The organism is Pectobacterium actinidiae (genome assembly GCF_000803315.1).
Classification (GTDB): domain Bacteria; phylum Pseudomonadota; class Gammaproteobacteria; order Enterobacterales; family Enterobacteriaceae; genus Pectobacterium; species Pectobacterium actinidiae.
Genome location: NZ_JRMH01000002.1, coordinates 357,173 through 379,573 on the forward strand (window position 1 = coordinate 357,173; position 22,401 = coordinate 379,573).

A 22,401-nucleotide genomic window follows, 5' to 3' on the forward strand; every position below is an offset into this window, starting at 1 on the left:
CGATTCTTCCCGAGCGCTTAATAAAGTCAACGTATGTATCTGTATATCGATATTCATTTAATTATCTATTTCATCGGAAAGATAATCGCGTCCATTGTTTAACGACAAACTAAAGGCAATAAGTCCCGCTAGGCTAATGCATAGTTGGAATAGTTTTTTTTCGTTCGCTGCATAACGATGAAATAAGCGATGAATGCTGATTTAGCGATTTACTAAAAATAATAATGCTTTTTTTGTATTAGTCAGTTTATTGCCAAGCCTTTAAATGTGGTTCTGCAACGATATGACGCCGTGCTAAATCGGCGCAATAACAACATTGATATTCACACGCTCACATTCAAACACCTCATTACTGGCGGACGAAACATGACAACATCAGGACGAAAATGGTTAGTGACCGGCTTATTGGCAATGGGTATGGCCTGGTCAGGCATCGCATCGGCTATCACTGAAATTCGTATTGCCGCGCCGGATATTGGTGCAGGCACAAAACCCAGCGGCGGCGGCCTGCTTGACGTCATCCACAGCCAGAAGCTGCTGGAGCGCGAGTTCGGCAAAGATGGGATTAGCGTGCGCTGGACGTTCATTAAAGGCGCTGGCCCCGTCATTAACGAAGCATTTGGTAACCATCAGGTTGACGTGGCCTATCTGGGTGATTTAGCCAGCATTATCGGCCGTTCTCGCGGTCTGGATACCCGAGTAATCGCCGTCGCATCACGCGGCATCAATCACTATCTGGCGGTGGCGAAAGGCTCCGGCATTGAGAAAATACCCGATCTGAAAGGCAAACGTATTGGGATCTTTCGCGGAACAGCAGGCGAGCTGTCTTTCGTTAGCGCGCTCGATTCACAGGGTCTGAAACCTTCTGACGTGAAGCTGATCAATCTCGATTTCGCGGCAGCCAGTGCGGCGTTAGCCGCCGGGCAAATTGACGCCACCTGGGGCGGCAGCAATACGCTTTCGCTGCGGGATAAAGGGCTGGCGGATATTCCGCTGTCGAGCCGTGACCTGGGCGGCGCAGGCCAACTCAGCGGCTTCCTGCTGGTGGATGAGAAATTTGCCAAAGGCAACGAGGATATTCTGCGGCGCTTAGTTAAAGTCCAGCGCGAAGCAGCAAACTGGGCCAGCGATGCTAAAAATAAAGATGAATTTATTCGACTCTTAGCCACCCAGTCAGGCTACCCGGAAAATATATTACGCGTCGAATGGGATACCTTACCGCCATTATCTGAGCGTCTTTCACCCGAATTAGATACCGCCTATGTGGATAAATTAAAACGTGCGGTAAAACTGGCCTATGAATCACGCCTTATTCGGCAGCCTTTTGATGTCGATAAATGGCTGGATGATTCTTATCTGAAAGCCACACAGTAATTTATACCCCCCAAAAAATTATAGCCCACGTATTGCCGTGAATTTCACGGCAATCGGCAGCCTATTGACGACATTCGGAAGAAGCCATGTATTTTAAAAGACACCAACAGTATTTAAAAAAACACCAGCGCAACATAACGTCAGGCATTTTAATGAGCTGCGTCTTAACGCTGCCCGCGATAGCGCGGGCAGCTGACCCGCAGATCGCCGCGGATAATACTCCCCGTACCGAGACGGCAACCACCGCCCCCGTCCAGTTGAAACGCGTGAAAGTTAACGCTCAGCGTGTGCCCGTTCAGCCGCCGACCACGCTGGCTTCGGTGATCGATGGCAAAACGCTCGAAGAAGAGCGGATCTACCGCTTTGAAGAACTGTCGCAACTGGTGACAGGGCTGGATGTCGATACCGTCGATGTGATGGACACCACGGTGACCATTCGCGGGATTGGCGACGGCGGCGAGAGCGGCACCAACATCGGTATGCCGGGCAGCGTGGGTCTGTTTGTCGATGGTGTTTACTTGTCCCGCCCCGGCGTCATCTCTAATGATTTGCTGGATATCGACAGCACCCGCGTGTTGAAAGGCCCGCAGGGCGCAGCCTATGGCTTTAATACCACTGGCGGCGCGATTGATATTCGCACCCGTAAGCCGACCTTTACGCCTGAATATTCACTGGAGCAATCGTTCGGACAACGTGGCTATCTGCAATCCAAACTGATGGCATCCGGGCCACTCAGCGACCACTGGGCAGGACGTATCAACCTGTCGCGCACGGAGCGCGGGGGGAACGTCACAAATATCGAAAACGGCCATAAGCTGGGAGGCAGTACTAATAACGGCGTGCGCGGCCAGCTGCTTTATCAGCCCAATGACAGCTTTAGCCTCAGAATCACTGGCGACTATAGCGATTCTACCCAGCGTCCGGTCTCCGTGCTGGTGAGCGCAACCGACGATTTTCGTAATCGTGCAGCACAAACCGGCCTGAAGGTCGTTGGTGGCCGTCAGGTCGCGATGGATGACGAGAACGTGATTCGCGTTGCACAAGGCGGTGGCTCGATAGAGGCCAACTGGAAGCTGAAGAGCGGCTATAGCCTCAACTCCCTGTCGTCACTGCGCTATTTCCGCGTGCTGCCTAGCACGGCGGATAACTGGAATATCCCGCTCTATCGCGATAGCGGTGCTGACGTACGCGATCGCGTCTGGTCGCAAAGTTTTTGGCTTGATTCACCCAAAGGCAATACCTTCGATTATTCACTGGGCGTCGATTACTGGGGAGAAAACCTCGATACCGAGGCAAACAGCCGCTACTACAACGACAACCGCGTGAGGACGTGGGTCGGCAATGGTTATCAGGGCATTAACGTTCAGCGCTTCGGCACGCTGGATGACACCGTCTATTCCGTCTATGGCCGCGGGACCTGGCATGCCGCCGATAAACTCGATGTCATTGTCGGCCTGCGTCAGACCTATGAGAAAAAAGAGGGGACATTCCAGCGAAAAAATCGCGCCACCTTTGATTCAGGCCCACTCTCGCAAACCAACCACCTGCCTTCTGGCTCCATCAGTCTGAACTGGTTCGCGGCACCGAATGTCACACCGTACGTCACGCTGGGCTACGGGGAAAAATCCGGCGGCCTGAACGTGTCGGCTGGTGCAGCAAGACAGCTAGGCATCGATTCGCTGTATGTCGATCCAGAAAAAACCCGTTCGGCAGAGCTAGGCGTCAAAACTCACTGGCTACAGCGCAAAGTGGAATGGAATACCGCGCTGTTCTGGAGCGTCGTCGAAGATTTCCAGAACAACGCCTATGACGAAGAAACGGATACCAGCTATCTGATTAACGCAGGGAAATTCCGCTCGCGCGGCGGCGAAACGCAATTAACGCTGCGCCCCGTTGACGGCCTGAGCATCAGTCTGGCCGGTACGGTTCTGGATGCCCGCTACCTGAATTTCCCGAACGCCCGCTGCCCGGCAGAAATCTCCGCCGTCTCGTGCGATATGTCTGGAAAGCGCGTCTTTAAATCCCCCACGCTGAGCTACAACACGCGCGTACGTTATCAGTGGGATACGCCAAATAACCTGCAAGCCTCGGTTTCCGGTCAATGGTCATGGCGGAGCTGGGCCTATGGCACGCTCGACGATTCCGAATCCAACCGTATTCCATCGTACGGCGTCCTGAACCTGTCTAGCGGGCTGAGCGGCAAGCAAGGCGACAACCGTTGGAACGTGTCGCTGTGGGTGAAAAACGCGCTGGATAAAAACTACTACCGCTCGGTCAGAGGCTCCAGCGCCACAACGGGCGTGATTGGTGAACCGCGCATGGTCGGCATATCAGTTGGCTACGATTTCAAGGGCTAATGTCATGGACAAGATGACTTACTCACGCCGACGTTTCCTGCGCGACAGCACGCTGCTGGCGCTGTCGGCACCGTTCTGGAGCTCTGCGCACGCCGCCACGCCGCTGGCCCCAGCCTCTGCCTATGCTGGCGAATCGGCACCGCAGGTCGGCCTGCACTGGCTAGACGGGCAGCGGCCTCTCGCCTTCACCGGCGTAACCTGGGGCGTTCCCTGGCCTCAGGGGGCGGTACGCAACGACAGTGGTTTCCAACTGCATGATGCGCAACAGCGAGCTTATGACCTGCAAAGCTGGCCGCTGGCTCGCTGGCCGGACGGCTCGATTAAATGGTCGGCGCATGCGTTAGGTGGCGAGATCCCGCCGGAAGACGGGCTAACGCTGCGGCCAACAGCCAAAGCAGAGGAGCCATCATCGGGTTCCGGGATGGTCAGCGAGCATGACCACGGCTGGACGGTGGATACCGGCCGCATTCGCTGCGTGATTCCACGATCAGGCTCTCGCCTGATCGAAGAAATCTGGCGGGATAATCGGCTGGCGTTAACCAACGGCAGGCTGGTGTTGCGCATGCAGCGCGGTGCGGAGGTGGATAGCACGCTGACGCAGGATGCCTATCAGGGCGTGATCGACACCGTCACGGTGGAACAAAGCGGGCCACAGCGGGCGGTGATTGCGATACGCGGTACGCACCACGCGCAACAACAGGGGGTGGCACACATCCCCTTTATTATCCGGCTGTATAGCTATGCGAACACCGACTCGCTGCGCGTCATACATACCCTGATCTATGACAATGACGACGACCTTATCAGCCTGAAAGGACTTGGGCTAGCGTTTGACGTTCCGCTACAGGGGGAACTGCACGATCGCCACGTACGCTTCGTTTCGGATCAGGGTGGACTCTTTCGTGAAGCGGTACGTGGTCTGAGTGGGCTACGTCGCGATCCCGGCACGGCGGTGATCGCGGCACAACTGGCCGGGCAAGCTACACCACCGATCGCGGATTTTTCGCCGGAGGTCGGGAAACGGCTGGATTACATTCCCGCGTTTGGCAGCTACCGCCTGACGCAGCACCATCCCGACGGCTTCCAGATACACAAACGCACCGCTACCGGACAGGGCTGGCTGCTTTCTGCAACGGGCGACCGGGCGGCAGGCGTTGGCTATCTGGGCACGCCAACTGGCGGCGTGGCATTCGGCCTGCGAAATTTCTGGCAGAGCTATCCGGCTAGTCTGGAAATCGACAATGCTCACACCGACGTAGCGACCGTCACGCTCTGGCTATGGTCGCCGTGGGCAGAACCGATGGATATGCGCTTTTATCATGACGGCTTAGGCCAGGATACCCATGAAAAACAGCGTGAAGGGCTGGCGATCACCTATGAAGATTACGAGCCGGGCTTCGGTTCGGCGGTCGGCGTGGCACGCACCAGCGAACTGTTTATCGATGTACTGCCCGCGACGCCTGATGCGGAAAATCTGGTGAATCGAGCGCGGCGCATGCAGCAACCGCCACTGCTGGTCGCGGACGCACAGGATCTACACCGCGCACAGGCGTTTGGTCCGCTGTGGGCACCCGCCTCTTCCTCTGCCACCACGCCCGGCCGCATCAGGCTGGAGAAACAGCTAGATGCGTATTTCGATATCTACCAGCAGGAAGTCGAACAGCGTAAATGGTACGGCTTCTGGGATTTCGGCGATGTCATGCATACCTATGACAGCGACCGTCACGTCTGGCGCTACGATGTGGGCGGCTATGCGTGGGACAACTCGGAACTCAGCACCGATCTGTGGCTCTGGTATTACTTCCTGCACAGCGGACGCGCCGAGGCATTTCGTATGGCAGAAGCCATGACGCGCCACACGGGCGAAGTTGACGTACACCACTTAGGGCAATTTAGTCCGCTGGGGTCGCGGCACAATGTCCGCCACTGGGGCGACAGCGCCAAGCAATTGCGCATTTCTACCGTCGCCAACCGCCGCTTTCTCTACTATCTCACCGCTGATGAACGTATCGGTGACCTGATGGACGAACAGATCGAGGCACTGCGTACGCTCGGCACCGTGCTGCCCGGCCGCAAGATTGGGCAGACATCGCCCGCCGATCCGCATCATGTCAGCTTGAGTTTCGGGACAGACTGGGGCGCGGTAGCCGCAGCCTGGCTAACCGCCTGGGAGCGGCACGGCGATCCAGCAATACGTGAACGCCTGCTGACCAGTATGCAAACCATTGCCGCCCAGCCGCACGGCTTTTTCACCGGCGGATCGGCTATCGACCCCGATACGGGCCGTATCGAACTGGCACCTCCGGATCAGGTGGAAATTTCACATTTGAGTGCGGTTTTTGGCCTGACAGAAATCTGTAGTGAGCTGATTGAAGCGCTGCCCGACCCTGCCTTTACTCGTGCATGGCTTGACTACTGTCGGCTGTATAACGACCCCGCCGCGTTAAGCGCAGTCGTGGGTAAGACGGTGAAAAAGCTCAATCTGGCTCAGGGACATGCCCGACTGACCGCCTTTGCCGCACGACGCTTAAACGATCGCACGCTAGCGCAGCGCGCCTGGGCAGAATTTACCGCGGGCAGCGGTGGTATCGCCCATCCGACGCTCGAACAGCGGCGCTTAACGCCCCCCACCGTGCTTTACCCTATCAATGAGGCGCTGATTGATTCCACCATCGATAAACATTCCGGCAGCACCACAGCCGCCAATCTGGCGACCAACGCCGTCGCCCAATGGGGATTAACAGCCATCGCCCTGCTGGCCTTGCTGGACGACATTCCCTCTTCTTAATGCCGCCACCCGGCGGCACGCTACAGGACATCACCATGACTGACCCAAGCTGTACTGAAAACACGCTCCTCCTGTCACCGCAGGCAGGCAGCACGCATGAGATTATCGATTCGCCACACCGTTCAACGTTTATCTGGTCCACGGATTCAACGGGTCAGCCGCTACGCTGGCAGGTGGAGCAGGAGGACCCTGACCGCACGGCGATCCAGACCACGCCTGAGCGCCTGACGTTGGAAAGCGCCGCCGGGCTAACGCTCTGGCTGGATGCGCCGCTCTCAGGCACTTATCGCATCGCCTTCACGCGTGAGATTCTGGTCGCCGATCGTCCCTACGACCGCGTGTCCGACCTCAACCAGTTCTGGGCCGCGCGTGACCTGCATCATTCGAACCTTTTTACCCGGTACGGCAAGCTCAACGAATATGACAGCCTGAATCTGTACTATGTCGGTATGGGCGGCAACTGGAACAGCACTACGCGCTTTCGTTATTACGACGGTCACGGCGAGCGTCTGCTGCTCGGTGAGTACACCGATGCCGCACATCTGCTGCGACCGAATCATCGCTATCGCATCGTGATTGAAGTGGATCGGCGGGAAACCCGTTTTTGGGTCGACGATGTGCTCTATTTTCATGCCAGCTATCCGAGCACGCCCGCTCCGGGGTATTTCGGCTTTCGGACGGTATTTTCGCGTCAGGAAATCAGCGAATTCAGCATCACTCCGCTGTAAGCGCCACTGGTGTACCGTGCAGGTCGCTGTCGACCTGCACAAAAGTTTCAATCAGCTTGCGTGCCAGCAGCGATAGGCGGGCGTCTGCCAGATAAATAATGCCGTAATGGGTATAAAATTCGTCGGTATTATCGTCCAGACCAGCAATCTTCAACATGTGAATACCGTGCCGATCGGGCTCGTTGAAATGATTGGTCGTCCCGATGGCATCCGAATGGCGTACCACGTCCAGCAGACTGTAGCCATTTTCACACTCAATGCTGGTGCGAATATCCAGTTTGCCGCTCAGCTGTACCAGCGCACGGTGGAGGTTGGGAGGGCGTATCGTTGCCGCCAGCGGGTAGGAAAAAAATTGCTCGACGGTTATTTCTTCCTGCGCCGCCAATGGATGCCCGCTACGGCAGCAAAATCCCCAGCGGTGCTGGCTCAGCGGCTGAACCCGATAGCGGGTATCGAATTCAAAGTTGCGCATATCCGCCACAATGAAATCCAGCTCTTCGGCCATCAACCGATGGCCTAGCGCCTGCCAATTATCGACGCGAAAAACCATCCGCACCTTTGGGTAATGTCGGGAGAACGTCCCGATCACCTGCGGCATAAGCCAGGCGGCGGGGGCCGGGCCACAGCCAAAATTCACTTCGCCCGCCTCTTTCTCATTAAACTGCTGGATATCGTTAAACAGATCGTGCGTCTGATTAATCAGGCGACGCGCGTGTTCCAGCACCACCAACCCTTTCGGCGTCGGCTCCAGTTGGTTCATGCGATCAATCAGGCGGGTGCCGATGGTCTGCTCCAGCGACTGAATGCTGCGGCTGAAGGCAGATTGGGAAAGCTTCATCGCCTGTGCCGCCGACGTAAAATTGCGATGCTCAATCAGGGCAATAAAGTGGCGCAGTTGGCGAAGATCGATATTCATAGCGGCAGTCGGCGTGTCATCAGGACGGAAAGAATTTGCAGGCTAGCAGGTCTGATCGTACAGAAAAAATAATAAAACCGCTTTTTATATTCTTACCGGTTATATATGCAGCGCGGTCTCTTATACGCCAATCCAGAGGCATCGCGAGTTTTGCCGTTATCCGGCGTAAAAAATTATGCTGAGGAGATAGCGGGCTTAGGATGAGCCGCAGGGACGCGGCTCAAGCTTGCGCCACGTCGGACAAAAACGTCAGAGACGTTTTTGAACAGCACTCGTGCTGGCCCGAAGGGCGAGCCTCATTTATGGGGCGAGTAAACGTGTCGCAAGCGGTCCGTTAAGCCAGATACCGACGAAGGCACCGCGTAGCGGCATAATTCGCGCCAAAAGCCAAGGGGTCACGGGGCGAGCGGCGCTTAAGCCGCCCCGTGTCGGGCGCGTGCTACGAGGTAGCATGAAAATAACGACATTACCGCGCACGAAACCGCCTCGGCGTCCGCATAAAATGGACGAAGAGACGGAGGATCAGATTTCTTAGAATAATTTTTTCGCTGTATCCAGCCAGTCGCCTTTGAAAGGACGCTTCATGTTCTCAATGGCATCAACGATGTCGTGGTGCACCATTTTCTCATTCTGGATACCAACACAGCGGCCGCCGTAGCCCTGCTGTAGCAGCTCAATAGAGTAGGCGCCCATGCGCGAGGCCAGAATACGGTCGTAGGCAACCGGCGAGCCGCCGCGCTGAATGTGGCCGAGTACGGTCGCACGGGTTTCGCGTCCCGTTTCTTTCTCAATGTATTTCGCGAGTTCATCGACGTCGCACACCAGTTCGGTGATAGCCACAATCGCGTGCTTCTTGCCTTTCTCAATGCCCGCTTTGATTTCGCAGACCAGATCTTCCGGACTGAATGGCACTTCCGGCAGAACAATGAACTCACAGCCGCCAGCAATCGCAGCCGCCAGCGTCAGGTCACCACAGTGGCGTCCCATGACTTCAACAATGGAAATACGCTGGTGTGAAGAAGAGGTGTCGCGCAGGCGGTCAATCGCTTCCAGCACGGTTTCCAGCGCGGTAAAGTAACCGATGGTGTAGTCCGTACCCGCAACATCGTTATCGATGGTGCCGGGCAAGCCGATACAAGGGAAACCCATTTCGGTCAGACGCTTGGCACCCATATAGGAACCGTCACCGCCGATAACAACCAGCGCATCCAGACCGCGTTTCTTCATGTTTTCTACGCAAACCTGACGCACCGCTTCATCACGGAACTGCGGGAAACGCGCGGAACCCAGAAACGTGCCGCCACGGTTAATCACATCCGATACGCTGTAGCGATCCAACTGCTCCATGCGATCTTCGTACAAGCCCTGATAACCATCATAAATGCCGTAAACTTCCAGCCCTTCCGTTAGCGCAGCACGAACCACACCACGAATTGCCGCATTCATACCTGGCGCATCGCCACCGCTCGTCAACACTCCGATTCTTCTAATCATGACAACCTCTGGACTTGTAGATGTAATTTTGCAGGATTCTTCTATCGTAAATTCACCGCCGCCGTGCAACAGGCGGCAACGCCTTGTTCTTTTATTAGCATATTATAACAAACACCCGAAGCTGAATTGATTCAGGTCAGGCTAAATTGTGCATAAATTTTCATGGCGTATCACGTTTTTAACATAAAATGCTGAAACATGGCTGGCTACGCCGTCAATCTGCCACGCTGATTTTCTGGCACGGCAGAAACTGGATCCTGATGGATAATAATATCAGCACCCGGAAACTGTTCACGTAATGCCTGCTCCAGATCGTCTGCGATTTGATGTGCCTGAACCAGCGGCAGGGTGTCATCCATTTCCAGATGCAGTTGAATAAAGCGCGTTGGACCAGAACGTCGGGTACGCAACGCATGTGCGCCACGAATACCCGGCCAGTTCACAATCACCTCAGCAATAGCGCGATGCTCGTCCTCCGGCAGTGCGCGATCCAACAGCGACTGCACGGCGTCATACCCCATGCGTAACGCGCTATATAAAATATAGCCGCCAATACCCAATGCAAACAGGGAGTCGGCGCGCATAATGCCTTTCCAACTGAGCGCCAGCGCCACCAGAATCGCACCGTTCATCAACAGGTCGGACTGATAATGTAGCATGTCCGCACGCACCGCCTGACTGTGCGTACGCTTCACCACCCAGCGCTGGAACGATACCAGCAGCAGCGTGGCCACCAGCGCAATGAGCGTCACCCACATGCCCACTTCCGGCGCACGTAGCGCCTGCGGTTCCAGCGAGTGTTGCAGCCCCGTCAGGATCAGGAACAGCGCGGAGCCGGAGATAAACATACTCTGCGCCAGCGCAGCCAGCGATTCTGCCTTACCGTGGCCGAACGCATGCTCAGTATCCGCCGGTTGCAGCGAATAGCGCACCACCAGCAGGTTCACCAGCGACGCAGCGATATCCACCAGCGAATCAACCAACGACGCCAGCAGACTCACCGAACCAGTGTGCCACCAGGCAAACACCTTTATTATGAACAGCACCAGCGCCACGGCCGTTGCGCTCACGGCAGCCAGTGTCACCAAACGCGCATAGTGTGGATTCATGATGCCCTCACGTAAGATGATGTCCTTACAGGAAACGGATACCTTTACAGACAAAAAGCCGCCTGATAATGGCCTAATATTGGTCACTTAAGCCCGATATTAGGGGAAATACAGGGCGAGGTTCCCGCAGGAGGCCTCACCCCTGTGGTCGCCCCGTGTATCTCAATGCTTAAACGATCGGCATTAGCCTGATAATGGCCTGCACTCAGCTCGTTAATGACGTTTTTAACACACGGGAATAGCGGACAAACGTAAAAATACAGCACACTGTTGCCAGTATCGCCATCGCCGCACCGATGAAGCCGATGTCGGGCAGCCCCAAATGGACAATCACCTGATTGCCCAGCAGCGCACCGCCGCCGATCCCAATATTATAAATCCCAGAATAGAGCGCCATCGCCACGTCGGTCGCATCTGATGCCAGCGTCAAGACCTTGACCTGCATACCCAGGCTCAACGCCATAATCGCGATCCCCCAGACGATACACAGCGTCGACAGGCTCCAGCCGCTGAATGACAGCGGCAGCAATAACAGCAAACACACCGCCAGAAACGCGAACGACACAATCAGGAAGCCCGCCGGATATTTGCTGCTGTAGCGGCTGAACAACATGCTGCCAATGATGCCGGCACCACCAAAAATCAGCAGCAGGATGGTGGTGAAATTCTCACTTAACAACGCCACTTTCTGGATAAACGGCTCAATATAACTGTAGGCGGTAAAATGCGCCGTCACGATCATCACCGTCAGGCCGTACACGCACAGTAACGCCGGGCGTTTAAGCAGGAGAGGCAAGCTCTTCAACGAACCGGAATTGCTGCTCGGCAGCACAGGTAACAGCCTCATCAGGCCCAGCATAATCGCCGCGGCGATCAGACCAATCAGGACAAACGTCACACGCCAGCCCAGATACTGCCCGACCACGCGTCCCAGCGGTAACCCTAGTACCAGCGCCAGCGCCGTGCCGGTCGCCAGCAGGCTCAGCGCCTGCGCTTTTTTGTCCGCAGGTGCCAAACGCACTACCAGCGATGCCGTAATCGACCAAAACACCGCGTGAGCCAGCGCTACGCCGATACGGGCGATCACCAGCACCCAATAATTCCAGGCCAGCCCGGACAACACATTGCTGACGGCGAACAGGATAAAGATTTTGATCAGCAGGCTGCGTCGCTCCATATCGCTGGACAGCAGCATGCAGGGCAGCGACATCAGCCCCACCACCCAGGCGTAAATCGTGATGATCAGCCCGACCTGCGCCGCACTCATGGAAAAGCTGGCAGCGATATCTGACAACAGCGCGACAGGGGCAAATTCGGCGGTGTTAAAAATGAAGGCCGCCAGAGAAAGGCTGACGACGCGTAACCAGGCGGTCGAACGGGGAGAACGGGTCATGGTATTGATATCAAAAGTTAAAATAAAAGAATGCGTCACCTGTCGTGGCAGAGGCTAACGCGATGAAGCAATGGTACAGGGAAAGTATGACATCGCCGTGTAATCGGCGAGCGGCCAAGGGTATTTCAGCGTGCTTTTATGAGAATGTCAGCCAAAAGCCTGAAGACAGGTAAGGGAACATTCATGAGCATCATTTTTGGTGCTCACATTCTACTCTTTACTACTCCCTTACGCTGTCTTTTTCGTGCCGAATTTTAGACAAAAAAAACCCTCCATCATGGAGGGCAAAAAGACAGGGATGGTGTCTATGGCAAGGAAAAACAGGGTGTGTACCTACTACACATTACTACTCGGACTGCACTACGTTTACTACTTACTACACTAGCGCTACTACTCGGGATTGCTTGTCATACCTGGTGCCGGCGCGGCCATCTGGTTAAACATGGATATCTGCTGCTGCATCTCTTTCATGCGTTGCTTATGCTTCAGCTCTAATATCTCTTTCTGCGCTGGCGTCAGCAGGTTATACATTTGGTTGCGTACTCGGGTCATCTGAATCTGACGCTCAAGCTGCACGCTCATCATTCGGGTTATCTGCGCTCGCACCGCCGCTTCATCAAACGTTTCTGCCGTCACCAGCTTATGCATGGCTTTAACATCTTCAGCATTAAACGCCGGTTTGTCCTGACGACTCTGGTGCATCAAATCACGCATTTGCTGACGCTGTTGCTCAGTCAGCCTAACGCCATCGAACATACCTTGCTGGCCTGGTGCGCCTTTTATGGCGGAATCATCGATATGCCAGCCGCTCGCCGGGATGTCTCCATTTTCTGCTGCAAAGGCGGTAAACGTGCCTAACATAAGCAGTGAAGCAAGAGATAAGGTTGCGAACTGTTGCATCAATAACTCTCCAGAGCGGTACGTCATTTTGTGAATCAATGAGCAGGAGTCTACGCATCTTGCTGCAAACATGCGTCAGAGGATGTAAAACTACGTAAAGTCATGGAATAGCGCTAATCTATGTCGTATTTTGCCCTTGGAGGTAGAGAAAACATGAATAAAATTCTGCTGGTTGATGACGATAGAGAGCTGACAGCTTTACTAAAAGAATTGCTCGAAATGGAAGGTTTTAACGTCGTCGTCGCCTACGACGGCGAGCAGGCGCTACAGGTATTAGATAACACGATTGACCTGTTATTACTGGACGTGATGATGCCGAAGAAAAACGGTATCGATACATTAAAAGAACTACGACAGCAGCACCAAACACCGGTCATCATGTTGACCGCCCGCGGCAGCGAACTGGACCGCGTTCTTGGTCTGGAACTGGGTGCCGATGATTACCTGCCGAAGCCCTTTAACGACCGAGAACTGGTGGCGCGGATCCGCGCGATTCTCCGCCGCTCCAATTGGACCGATCAACAGCAGGCAGGCGATAATAGCGCGCCAACGCTGGAAGTCGATGGCCTGCGTCTGAACCCCGGACGACAGGAAGCTAGCTTTGACGATATCGTGCTGGATCTGACGGGCACCGAGTTTACGCTGCTCTATCTGCTGGCACAGCGGCTGGGACAGGTAGTTTCCCGCGAGCATCTAAGTCAGGAAGTACTGGGGAAACGGCTAACCCCGTTTGACCGCGCGATCGATATGCATATCTCGAACCTGCGACGTAAGTTGCCAGAGCGCAAGGACGGTCTGCCCTGGTTTAAAACGCTGCGTGGGCGAGGCTACCTGATGGTATCGGCTGCATGATCAATAGTTTGACCGCTCGTATTTTTGCCATTTTTTGGTTAACACTGGCGCTGGTACTCATGCTGGTTCTGATGGTGCCCAAGCTGGACTCGCGCCAGCTTACCGCCTTGCTGGAAAACGAGCAGCGGCAGGGCATCATGTTGGAACAGCACATTGAAGCAGACCTCGCCAACACGCCCGCCAACGATCTGCGTTGGTGGTTACGGCTGTTCTGGGTGCTGGAAAAGTGGGCTCCACCAGGGCAGCGCCTTTTTCTGGTCACCAGTGAAGGCCGGATCTTCGGCGTAGAAAAGCATGAAACCCCGATTGTGCGTAATTTTATCGGGCTGTCGGATAACGCCGATCATCCGCAAAAGAAAAATTACGGCCGCATTGAGCTTCTTGGCCCCTTTGCGATCCGCGATGGTGACGACAACTACCAGCTTTACCTGATTCGTCCCGCCAGCAGCCCGCAGTCAGATTTCATCAGCCTGCTGTTTGACCGCCCTTTGCTACTGCTCATCTTCACCATGCTGATCAGTTCACCGCTGCTGCTCTGGCTCGCCTGGAGTCTGGCAAAACCCGCCCGTAAGCTCAAACATGCTGCCGACGAAGTCGCTAAAGGCAATTTACGCCAGCACCCTGAGCTGGAGTCGGGTCCACAGGAGTTTCAGGCAACGGGCGTCAGCTTTAATCAGATGGTCAGCGCGTTGGAGCGGATGGTCACCGCACAGCAACGTCTGCTATCCGATATTTCCCATGAGCTGCGCACACCGCTGACACGCTTGCAGTTGGCGACAGCGCTGCTGCGTCGGCGTCAGGGTGAAGGCAATGAGCTGAACCGCATCGCGACGGAAACCCAGCGGCTCGACAGCATGATTAACGATCTGCTGGTGCTCTCACGCAATCAGCACAAGAACGAACTGACCCGTGAGTTCCTGCGTGCCGATGAACTGTGGGGCAACGTGCTGGATGATGCCGCCTTTGAAGCCGAGCAAATGGGAAAAACGCTGGAAGTGCCCTATCCTCCGGGCCCGTGGACACTTTTTGGCAACCCAGCCTCGCTCGATAGTGCGCTGGAAAATATCGTGCGCAACGCGCTGCGTTATTCTCACAACCACATCGAAGTGGCCTTCTCAGTGGATAATCAGGGCATCACCATCAAAGTGGATGACGATGGCCCCGGCGTAAGCCCGGAAGATCGCGAACAGATTTTCCGCCCGTTCTACCGTACGGATGAAGCGCGTGACCGCGAATCCGGCGGCAGCGGTTTAGGGCTCGCCATCGTGGAAACCGCCATTACACAGCACAAAGGCTGGGTAAAAGCAGAAGACAGCCCGCTGGGTGGATTACGCCTGATCATCTGGCTGCCGTTGCATCAACGCTAAGTCGGACGAGAGTTTCCCACCGCCGACGTTTCCCTCTATAACGCTCTCAGGTGCCCGACATGGGCACCTGTCACTTTCTGTTTATCTTCTCACGGTTATACTGGATTGAGTTTTTTAGGCAATTGCGTAGAGTAATCGCCACTCATGCCGAAACAGGCAAGATCCGTGTTGAATGAAGGATACCAACCATGAAAGGAGTAACGCTGCTGGCTGGCGTACTGACCGCGTTAATGAGCAGTCAGGCATTCAGTTCCAGCGATGGAGTGTGCGGCTTTTCCGACTCGGAATGTGGCGTGTCCGCGCTGCCCTATTTGCAGCCGGGCAATGACACGCGTGCTAACCTGATGTTGCTGCAAAGCCGTCTTCACAACATGTCGCTTCCGTTACCCCATCCTTTACCCGATCAAACGCGTTCACGTATCGATCCTTTCACTGCCTATCGGGTCATGGGGATTGCGGCTACGGAAACACCTCAGACGTCAGAGGCGGGAGAAGATGTCACGGCTGATGCACCTTACCTCTCGACGCTCAACAAAGCGAAGCAACTGAATCTTCCTTTGTCCGTTCAAGGCACCCTCTCCACGTTTTCGCCTGACGACAACGAAGGACGGCATATTTCCAACGCGCTCTCCACGCTGGAAGCGTTTTTTGACGTTCTGTTGGCAGACAAACAGCTCACCAATGAGCAACGCACACTGCTGGCACATCAGCGGGTGAATCTCCTCAACCCGCTGTATACCAAAGAGGCGCTGAACGAAGGTCTTGCCAGTCTGCCGGACGAGGGACATGCCGGCGTACTGATGCACTATCTGTTCGCGAGTCTGGCGTTTTATCAGGGTCACTTTGATGAGGCGGAAAGCAGTTTTCAGGCGTTGGTATCCTCACCACAGCCGTGGGTGGCGGAAACTTCGCGCTATATGTTGATTCGCGTCGCGATCAATAAAGCCATGGAAAACGCGCTAGATGAGTACAACATGTTTGATGCCAGTAAAGCCGATAAGGCTGCCGCTCAGTTGGCCGTTCAGCATATTGATGATTACCTGAAGCAGTATCCCGAAGGGCAATACATTGAGTCCGCTAACGGGCTGTACCGCCGTGCATACTGGATCATGAATGATACGAATGCTCTGGCGAAAACGTACCAACACGAGCTGAACAACACCGCCGACATTGAAGACCTCCTTGAATTGAGCGATGAGATCGACAACAAACTGCTGGAAAATCGACAATTTACCAGCGCACCGGAAAGCGCGCCGTTGACGATGGTGCAAGATCTCAAGCGCCTGCGTTCCGATGAAGGTTGGCTGGCACTGCCCGCCTTATCCGTTGACGAGTTGGCCGCGCAGAAACCATTGTTTGAGCACGACAACATGCAGGAAGCGTTTAGCTACCTTCAGGCCGCACAGCTGTTTTATGATCAAAAAGATTACGCCGCCGTGGTTAACAGCGTTCCTGCAACACAGTCGAACGATTTGACCGATACCGTGCGTTTCAGCCTGCAAGTCTTACGCGGTCGGGCGCTGGTGCGCCTGGAGCGCTGGGATGAGGCGGAAGCGCACTGGCGTCAATTGCTAATGCGCAATACGGGATACACGCAAAATCAGTTCCTGCAACTGGCGCTGGCGGAAACGCTGGTCAAGGCGGGTCATCCAGAGCGGATCTTTGCCGCCGATAGTCCGGTGAAAAACCTGCGTTTTCGTTCTGCCGTGCTGAAAGTTAGCGCCAACGCCGAGCTGTTACGCCAGCAAACCGGACCACAGCAAACCCATGAAGAACGGGCTATCGCGCTGCATACGCTGTTAACCAAGTCGCTGACCCACGGTGATTACGCCAGCTATCTCAAAGATGTTCAGTTGCGAAAAGACATCGCGCCGCTGGTCAGCAGCGAAAACCAAAGCTGGAATCAGGAAGATCTGACGGCATTTGACTGGGATGGCAGCGACACCGAAGAAGGCTACCAATGTCCAGCGCTGAATGACGTGGTCACGACGCTGAATCAACGCCCGAATGACGCCCGTGCGATTAACTGCCTCGGCGAATTTTTCCTGCGCACCAATAACAGCGTGGGCTTCGACTGGGGCGAAGGCAACATGTTGAGCGGGCTCACCAACGCACCAACGCAGTTCGTCGGTACCGAATATAACCGTCTGGATGGTTATATGCGGGTGATTGCCGATCCGAAAGCCCCGCCGGAAGACAAGACATATTCCCTGTATCGCGCGGTCTATTGCTATGCGCCGAGTGGCTATAACGACTGTGGCCCACAGGACATCAGCAAAGCGACGCGCAAAGCCTGGTTTACCCAATTGAAAACCAAGTACAAAGGCAGCGAGTGGGCAGACAAGCTCGAGTATTACTGGTAACACCGTTAATCGTATTGGCCAGCCTGCTCTCGTTCTGTACGCAGGCCGCTTCCGTTAACCCTGCACCGTCAGCGCAATCCATCGTCGACGCGGCGCGCTATCAGGATTTCTGGCTGTGGGCGGCGGTGCGACCCCAGACGATTCTGCATCAGGCACAAACGCTTTACCTGCATCAGGGAGAAGTGGCGCGCCGTCAGGGCAAGGTCGTTTTCCTGCGTCAGGGAATTCCCCCCAGCCAGCTGCGCGTTAACCGCGTCTGGCTGGCTTTCCGCATGACCACGCTGGAGCTTTCCGATCGCCACCTGAACCGGATACTAAAATTACGGGAAAAGTGGCAACGACACGGTAATCAGGTGGTTGGGATTCAGATCGACTTTGACGCGAAAAGCTATCAGTTGGCAGGCTATGTCGCGTTTCTGACGCAATTGCGAACGCGTTTACCCGACGATTGTCAGCTCAGTATTACCGGGCTGCTCGACTGGTCGAAAACCGGTGATGTGTCGGCGTTGAACCGCTTACAGGGCAAGCTGGATGAAGTGGTGGTGCAGACCTATCAGGGGCGCAGCACCATTACCAACTACGCCGATTACCTGCCCGCGCTGATGAAGCTAGCCCTGCCTTTCCGGGTAGGGCTGGTACAACACGGCAAGTGGGAACCGCAGTGGCAGCAGCGCCTTGCCACTTCACCCTATTATCGCGGGGAAGTGGTGTTTCTGGTGAATCCGCCCCTGAAAAAATCCGCCACCGGCAGACTGTAGCAAGCAATCGCTACAGGCAGCCGCCGAAGCCATTTTGCCGCCAGGCTTCATAGCTGATGATCGCCACTGCATTCGACAGATTCAAGCTACGGTTGTTGGACTGCATGGGGATGCGGATACGGAAATCCGACTCAAAGCCGTTACGAATCTCATCCGGCAGACCGGACGTTTCCGATCCAAACAGCAATACATCACCTGGCTGGTAGCTCGGTTGGTCATACGGGCGGCTGCCTTTGGTGGTACAGGCGAAGATGCGTTTACCCGGAACCGCCGCCAGAAAATCCTGATAGTTCTTATGACGGCTGACGTTCGCCAGATCGTGATAATCCAGTCCCGCACGGCGCAGCTTTTTCTCTTCAAAATCAAACCCCAGTGGTTCAATCAAATGAAGCGTACAGCCGTTGTTGGCAGCCAGTCGGATAATATTGCCGGTGTTTGGTGCAATTTGAGGCTCATAGAGCGCGATATGGAACATGAGATAGCGTCAACCACGAAGAAAAATTCCGCCGCAGTATAACGCATTACCACGGGGCAGCCCAAAACCTGTGCACGCAGGATTACGGATTACTCTGCGCGACGTTTTCATCCGCAGCGATTACACTTGATCTTACAGATAAAGGCATTCCATTTGCGTTTCACAAATAGTTTATCGACAGGCCGAAGGCTTGTGTGGAGGTTAAATGAAACACCCAAAGACATTATTGGCCTGTGCTGCCCTGCTCGGCCTGCCGCTTCTGGCGAGTGCCAATACGACGCAAGCGCCCACGCCTCAACAGCAGTTTGAGAACGGCATCAGCAGCCAAAAACAATTGCAGCAGAATATGCAGCAAAGCCAGAAATTACAGCAACAGCAGTTGAATAATCAGCTCCAGCAGCGCAACCAGCAGTTGCAGCAACAGCGCCAGCAGCAGCTACAGAAGGATTTACAGCGGTCACAAAGAACCACGCCACCACCGCCAATTAAGCAAAATCCGTGATGCTGCGGCGGTCTTATAGCCGCACACCCATTAGCGTCAGAATCAACGGCGTGGTTAAGGCCGCCATCGCCGTTGATAGCAGTAGGCTTGATGCCACCGGGCCGCCCAGCACATCGAACTGGCGCGACATCAGATAGACGTTGACGCCCACCGCCATCGACCCAAGCAGCACGACCGCACGCGTTTCCATTTCTGGCAGACCGAGCGCGATAGCAATTCCCCAGATCACCAGCGGCTGTACCAGCAACTTAATTGTGCAAATCGCTGTGCTGATCTGCCAACCATCACGCACGCGGTATTCCGCCAGCCCCATCCCCAGCGCCACCAGCGACAGCGGCGCGGCAATCTGTCCCAGCATGGCAAGAGGCTGATCGATATACGACGGCAGCGGCAATCCCGTCAGGCTGAATAGCGTCCCGGACAGGATGCCGATGATCAGCGGGTTCTTCAGCACACCCAGCGCCGTTTTGGTAAAGCCCTGTAGCGACAGCGCCCCGTTACGCGCCCATTCCACCGACACCGTCACCAGCGTCCACAGAATAAGACCGTTAAACACGACCACCAGCGCGACCGACGGGATCGCCTCCTCGCCCAGCATCAGCGTGGCAATCGGCAACCCCAGCATCACATTGTTGGAGAAGATGCCACTCAGCGCAAACAGCGAGCCGGAAACACCATCAAGGTGAAAGATTTTGCGCGCCACGATACGACCTAAGACAAACACCAGCAGGCAGCCGCCGAAAAAGGCGATCAGCAGCCGGGCATCCACCACCGGACGTTTGGAGAAATCCGACATCAGGCGGAACAGCATAGCGGGCATCGCGACGGAGAAGACAAAGCGCGTCATGCCATCGGTCACGGTGGTCGGCCATTTACCGTAGCGAATCAGGCTATAACCGAGTGCGATAAGAACAAACAGGGGTAACGACAGAAAGATCTGGTGCCAAAGCGAAACAATAAATGCAGGCATGAAGCCACTTCCTTAATTACCGGCACCAAGTCAGAAAGATAATCCCCGCAAGCAAAGATCATGCGGCAATAGGCGAATGCTGGTCACTTAATCATGAGTATGGATTTAGGGGAAACACGGTGATGAGGTTCCCGCAGGGATGCCTCACACCGTGGTCGCCCCGGTATCTCGATCCTTAAACGATCGACATTCGACGATGAGCAGACCTCAGCCGGTCGCGAAGTTAGCCCCAATTAAATCTATCCGGTCAGTACAGATACAGTCAACGCCCCAATCCAGCAAAGTTTGCGCGCGATCGGGTTGATTAACGGTATAAACCAGAATGCGCAAACCCGCAGCTTTCAGCGCCGCGACGCGTTCTGCCGTCAGCAGCTTGTGATTCAGATGAATGGACACACACCCCAGACGCTGCGTTAACGCCAGCCAGCCCTCTTCCCACTCGTCCAGCAGCAGCCCACGCGGCAGTTCTGGTACAGCCTGCTGCGCCGCTTCCAGCGCATCGATAGAGAACGATGACAGCAGCGGTGCAACCGGATGATCGACCCACAGCTGGCGCGCCGCCAGCGCAATCACCCGCCCGGTTTCTGTTTCATATCCGGTGGTCGGTTTAATCTCGATATTGGCCGCCATACCGTACTGCGCGCAGCGTTTTGCCACTTCCGACAGCAAAGGCAGACGTTCACCGACAAATTGATGACCGTACCAGCCGCCGACATCCAGCCCGACCAGCTTGTCCCACGGTAGTTCTCCGGCAATACCCCAGCCATTGCTGGTGCGCTCAAGCGTATCGTCGTGTAAGAGGAAAACCTGGCCGTCCTGCGACAGCTTGGCGTCAAACTCGATCATCTTGTGGCCGAGGCTGGCACCGACATCAATCGCCGCCAGCGTGTTTTCCGGTGCCAGTGAACCGCCGCCGCGATGGGCGACAATGCTCGGGTAAGGCCAGAGTGTTTCCATTATTCCATCCGTAATCCGCTTTGCGAATCAAACAGGTGCCATGATGACGTGGGTAAATGCAGCCAGAGCGTCGAGCCAATCGCGGGGCAATGCTCATAAGAGAGCCGCGCGATCACGTTCTGCCCGCCCCACTTGCCATGCGCTAAATTGTCCGCGCCCAACAGTTCGAGTGTTGAAATCTGCAACGGAATTCCGCCGCTTTCACGCGTCGCCAGCTGAATATGCTCTGGTCGAACCCCCAGCGTCAATGCTTTACCGCGCCACTGTGGCTTCGGTTCGGGCAATGCTAGCGCGATATTTTCACCGATTTCAAAACGACAGCCGTCATCACTAATGCGACCCGACCACAGGTTCATAGCGGGTGAGCCAATAAAGCTGGCCACAAATAGCGATGCCGGACGGCGATAAATCTCCGCCGGCGCGCCGATTTGCTCAGCGATACCTTTGTTCATAACGATAACGCGCTGTGCCAGCGTCATGGCCTCAACCTGATCGTGCGTGACGTACAAGCTGGTGGTTTTCAGGCGCTGATGCAACTGCTGTAACTCCAGCCGCATTTGTACGCGCAGTTTGGCGTCCAGATTCGACAACGGTTCGTCGAACAGGAACACCTCCGGTTCGCGCACAATCGCCCGTCCCATCGCCACACGCTGACGCTGGCCGCCCGATAGCTCACGCGGTTTACGTTGCAGCAGCGGCATCAACTCCAGAATACGCGCGGCATCTTCTACGCGCTCACGAATCTGCGTCTTGCCGAAGCCACGGATTTTCAGACCGTACGCCATATTGTCGAACACGTTCATATGGGGATAAAGCGCATAGTTCTGGAACACCATCGCAATGCCGCGATCTTTCGGTTCCAGATCGGTGACCCGCTGGTTATCAATGTAGATATCGCCGCTGGTGGTGCGTTCGAGGCCAGCTACCATGCGCAGCAGCGTCGATTTTCCGCAGCCCGATGGCCCCACCATCACCACGAACTCGCCGTCCGCGACGTCCAGATCGATGGGTTGGATAATCTGTGTTTTGCCATCGTACGACTTGGTGACGGCCTGAAGTTTTAAACATGCCATAAGCGTTTCCGAAATTCGTCTTGAT

18 protein-coding genes are annotated in these 22,401 nt (G+C 55.3%); 9 read left to right on the plus strand and 9 right to left on the minus strand.

From position 1 onward, the window contains the following. Nucleotides 1-366: 366 nt before the first annotated feature. The 4 genes from KKH3_RS19160 (at nt 367) to KKH3_RS19175 (ending at nt 7,247) form a co-directional block, all read left to right on the plus strand. The gene (locus tag KKH3_RS19160) at nt 367-1,374 is read left to right on the plus strand and encodes an ABC transporter substrate-binding protein (protein WP_039363392.1); all 1,008 of its coding nucleotides are present in this window, start codon (nt 367-369) and stop codon (nt 1,372-1,374) included. An 86-nt stretch (nt 1,375-1,460) separates the two neighbouring features. Beyond that, nucleotides 1,461-3,731 carry a TonB-dependent receptor gene (locus KKH3_RS19165; RefSeq protein ID WP_039363395.1) on the plus strand — a complete coding sequence of 757 codons (2,271 nt, stop codon included), beginning with the start codon at nt 1,461-1,463 and terminating at the stop codon, nt 3,729-3,731. A gap of 4 nt (nt 3,732-3,735) precedes the next feature. Further along, nucleotides 3,736-6,519 (plus strand): exo-rhamnogalacturonan lyase family protein, encoded by a 2,784-nt coding sequence (locus KKH3_RS19170; protein WP_039363397.1) that lies wholly within the window; start codon nt 3,736-3,738, stop codon nt 6,517-6,519. Further along, complete coding sequence (locus tag KKH3_RS19175) at nt 6,519-7,247, plus strand: DUF6250 domain-containing protein (RefSeq protein ID WP_039363400.1); 729 nt, start codon at nt 6,519-6,521, stop codon at nt 7,245-7,247. The genes KKH3_RS19170 and KKH3_RS19175 overlap by 1 nt, the downstream gene beginning before the upstream one ends. Here the strand turns inward: KKH3_RS19175 and KKH3_RS19180 are convergent. From KKH3_RS19180 to cpxP, 5 genes are all read right to left on the minus strand, one after another. Beyond that, nucleotides 7,234-8,163, minus strand: a complete 930-nt coding sequence (locus tag KKH3_RS19180) for a LysR family transcriptional regulator (protein WP_039363405.1) — start codon at nt 8,161-8,163, stop codon at nt 7,234-7,236. The two genes, KKH3_RS19175 and KKH3_RS19180, sit on opposite strands and share 14 nt — an antisense overlap. A gap of 531 nt (nt 8,164-8,694) precedes the next feature. Further along, nucleotides 8,695-9,657 (minus strand): 6-phosphofructokinase, encoded by a 963-nt coding sequence (pfkA, locus tag KKH3_RS19185; RefSeq protein WP_010306854.1) that lies wholly within the window; start codon nt 9,655-9,657, stop codon nt 8,695-8,697. Between the two features lie 206 nt (nt 9,658-9,863). Beyond that, entirely contained in the window at nt 9,864-10,766 is a 903-nt protein-coding gene (gene fieF, locus KKH3_RS19190) for a CDF family cation-efflux transporter FieF (RefSeq protein ID WP_039363408.1), read from the minus strand. A 205-nt stretch (nt 10,767-10,971) separates the two neighbouring features. Further along, on the minus strand, nt 10,972-12,159 hold the full coding sequence (locus tag KKH3_RS19195; RefSeq protein WP_039364355.1) for a sugar transporter: 1,188 nt from the start codon (nt 12,157-12,159) through the stop codon (nt 10,972-10,974). A 390-nt stretch (nt 12,160-12,549) separates the two neighbouring features. Next, nucleotides 12,550-13,059, minus strand: coding sequence for a cell-envelope stress modulator CpxP (gene cpxP, locus KKH3_RS19200; RefSeq protein ID WP_039363410.1), 510 nt, complete (start codon nt 13,057-13,059; stop codon nt 12,550-12,552). Nucleotides 13,060-13,212: 153 nt separating this feature from the next. Here cpxP and cpxR point away from each other — a divergent pair, with 153 nt between their 5' ends. From cpxR to KKH3_RS19220, 4 genes are all read left to right on the plus strand, one after another. Continuing rightward, nucleotides 13,213-13,911, plus strand: a complete 699-nt coding sequence (gene cpxR, locus KKH3_RS19205) for an envelope stress response regulator transcription factor CpxR (protein WP_010281574.1) — start codon at nt 13,213-13,215, stop codon at nt 13,909-13,911. Next, complete coding sequence (cpxA, locus tag KKH3_RS19210) at nt 13,908-15,278, plus strand: envelope stress sensor histidine kinase CpxA (protein ID WP_039363412.1); 1,371 nt, start codon at nt 13,908-13,910, stop codon at nt 15,276-15,278. The genes cpxR and cpxA overlap by 4 nt, the downstream gene beginning before the upstream one ends. A gap of 188 nt (nt 15,279-15,466) precedes the next feature. Then, the gene (locus tag KKH3_RS19215) at nt 15,467-17,641 is read left to right on the plus strand and encodes a PA5441 family protein (RefSeq protein WP_039363414.1); all 2,175 of its coding nucleotides are present in this window, start codon (nt 15,467-15,469) and stop codon (nt 17,639-17,641) included. After that, on the plus strand, nt 17,611-18,399 hold the full coding sequence (locus KKH3_RS19220) for a DUF3142 domain-containing protein (protein ID WP_039363416.1): 789 nt from the start codon (nt 17,611-17,613) through the stop codon (nt 18,397-18,399). The genes KKH3_RS19215 and KKH3_RS19220 overlap by 31 nt, the downstream gene beginning before the upstream one ends. Nucleotides 18,400-18,409: 10 nt before the next feature. Here the strand turns inward: KKH3_RS19220 and KKH3_RS19225 are convergent, their stop codons facing one another. Beyond that, nucleotides 18,410-18,874, minus strand: coding sequence for a tRNA (cytidine(34)-2'-O)-methyltransferase (locus tag KKH3_RS19225; protein WP_039363418.1), 465 nt, complete (start codon nt 18,872-18,874; stop codon nt 18,410-18,412). 205 nt (nt 18,875-19,079) lie between these two features. On the opposite strand from KKH3_RS19225, the gene KKH3_RS19230 reads away from it, so the two are divergent. Then, nucleotides 19,080-19,376, plus strand: coding sequence for a hypothetical protein (locus KKH3_RS19230; protein WP_039363420.1), 297 nt, complete (start codon nt 19,080-19,082; stop codon nt 19,374-19,376). Nucleotides 19,377-19,389: 13 nt separating this feature from the next. Here KKH3_RS19230 and KKH3_RS19235 read toward each other — a convergent pair whose 3' ends face one another. The 3 genes from KKH3_RS19235 to KKH3_RS19245 form a co-directional block, all read right to left on the minus strand. Beyond that, nucleotides 19,390-20,346 (minus strand): AEC family transporter, encoded by a 957-nt coding sequence (locus tag KKH3_RS19235; protein ID WP_039363421.1) that lies wholly within the window; start codon nt 20,344-20,346, stop codon nt 19,390-19,392. Nucleotides 20,347-20,553: 207 nt separating this feature from the next. After that, on the minus strand, nt 20,554-21,303 hold the full coding sequence (gene ugpQ, locus KKH3_RS19240; protein WP_039363424.1) for a glycerophosphodiester phosphodiesterase: 750 nt from the start codon (nt 21,301-21,303) through the stop codon (nt 20,554-20,556). Next, entirely contained in the window at nt 21,303-22,376 is a 1,074-nt protein-coding gene (locus KKH3_RS19245; RefSeq protein ID WP_039363427.1) for a sn-glycerol-3-phosphate import ATP-binding protein UgpC, read from the minus strand. The genes ugpQ and KKH3_RS19245 overlap by 1 nt, the downstream gene beginning before the upstream one ends. Nucleotides 22,377-22,401: the final 25 nt, after the last annotated feature.